The sequence below is a fragment of the Flavitalea flava genome, from assembly GCF_054461575.1.
This window is the reverse complement of record NZ_JBTLQH010000118.1, coordinates 1-1,745: the sequence shown is the minus strand read 5'-3', so window position 1 is coordinate 1,745 and position 1,745 is coordinate 1. Positions and strand designations below refer to the sequence as shown.

At 54.3% G+C, this 1,745-nt stretch carries 1 protein-coding gene; it reads left to right on the top strand.

All coding sequences use genetic code 11. From position 1 onward, the window contains the following. Positions 1–1,745 (top strand): non-ribosomal peptide synthetase (locus ACX0G9_RS31620; RefSeq protein ID WP_459068995.1); only part of this gene is annotated, 1,745 nt, incomplete at both ends.

The following is a 1,745-nucleotide window of genomic DNA, read 5'->3' as shown; positions in this document are numbered from 1 at the left end:
GAGGAGTATCAATTAAGTCAGGAGATCAATAGCTGCTATTGTGATTATCCCAGGGATATAACGGTAACGGGGCTGTTTGCGGAGCAGGTGTTGCTGAGCCCTGAATCGGTGGCGTTGGTCTATGAAAGGGAGTCGGTGAGTTACCGGGAACTGGATGAGCGATCGAACCGGCTGGCGCATTACCTGCGGAAAAAAGGAGTAGGTACGGGGAGTCTGGTAGGGCTTTGCCTGGAACGATCGCTGGAGATGATCGTGGGTATGCTCGGGATCATGAAAGCGGGAGGGGCTTATGTTCCGATCGAATCGGATTATCCGGACGAGCGGATCAGTTATATGCTGGAAGATAGTTGTTGCCGGGTGTTGCTGACGGGAGGGGAACAAAAGGCAAGACTGGCAGGTCTTATAGGATCAGCCAAAGGCGGCAAGGTGTCACAGTTGGTGGATATAGGGGCCGGGAGAGCTTGGGAAGAGATTTCACGGGAGGCTAAAAGCCGTCTGCGGGTCCGGTTGAGGCCGGATCACCTGGCTTATGTGATCTATACCTCCGGAACAACGGGGGCCTCCAAAGGGGTGATGATCGGGCATGGGAACCTGGTGGATTATGTGTATGGGTTGGATGATCGGACGGGAATCCGTGCCTGTAAGACGTTTGCCCTGGTATCGACCTTGTCGGCGGACCTGGGCAATACGGTGATCTATAGTTCCTTGCTGTCTGGCGGAGCGCTGCATGTGCTGTCCGGAACAGTTGTCACGGATGGTCAGCTGATGCGTGATTATTTTAAGGAACACCGGATAGCCTGTTTGAAAATAGTGCCCTCTCATTGGAAGGCATTGAGCCAGGGGGAAGAATTGTTGCTGCCCGGAGAGCTGCTGATATTCGGGGGAGAGGCCTTACCGTATTCAACGGTATCGGCGATCCGTTCATCGGGAGCAGCCTGCCGGATCATCAATCATTATGGCCCTACGGAAACTACGATAGGGAAGTTATTGTATGAGGTGATGCCCGAAGAGCGGGGAACAGATCCAGGCGGAACGGTACTGATAGGAAAACCATTTTCCAATACGGTAGTATATGTGCTGAACCGTGAGGGAGGATTATGCCCGTCAGGGATAGCGGGAGAATTGTATATCGGCGGCGAAGGGGTAGGGCGAGGGTACCTGAACCGGGAGGCACTGACCTCAGAACGATTTATGGAGGATCGGTTTGATCCGGGCAGTGGCCGTCGGGTATACCGAACGGGAGACCTGGTACGCTGGGAGGCAGACGGGAATATCGGGTTTCTGGGTCGTGTGGATGACCAGGTGAAGATCCGGGGCTACCGGGTAGAATTGGGGGAGATCGGAACGGTATTGTCACAGAGTGCCCTGGTTCGATCAGCCGTGGTAGTGATGAAGGAGGACGGATCCGGAAATAAACGATTGGTGGGTTATGTGGTACCGGAAGGGGAAGGAGAAGAAGGAGAGTGGCCGCAAAGGCGGCAAGAGCTGCAGGGGTATTTGCGAAGCCGTTTACCGGACTACATGGTACCGGCCTTCCTGGTAGCGATGACCGAACTGCCGTTGACGGCCAATGGCAAGATAGACAAACAGGCATTGCCCGATCCGGAAGCAGATGAGAGGTTGCAAAGCCGGTACCAGGCACCGCGAAACGAATTGGAACGGCAATTGGCTGCCATCTGGGAAGAACTGCTGGGCGTAGACCGAATAGGTATACATGATAATTTTTTCGAACTGGGCGGACATTC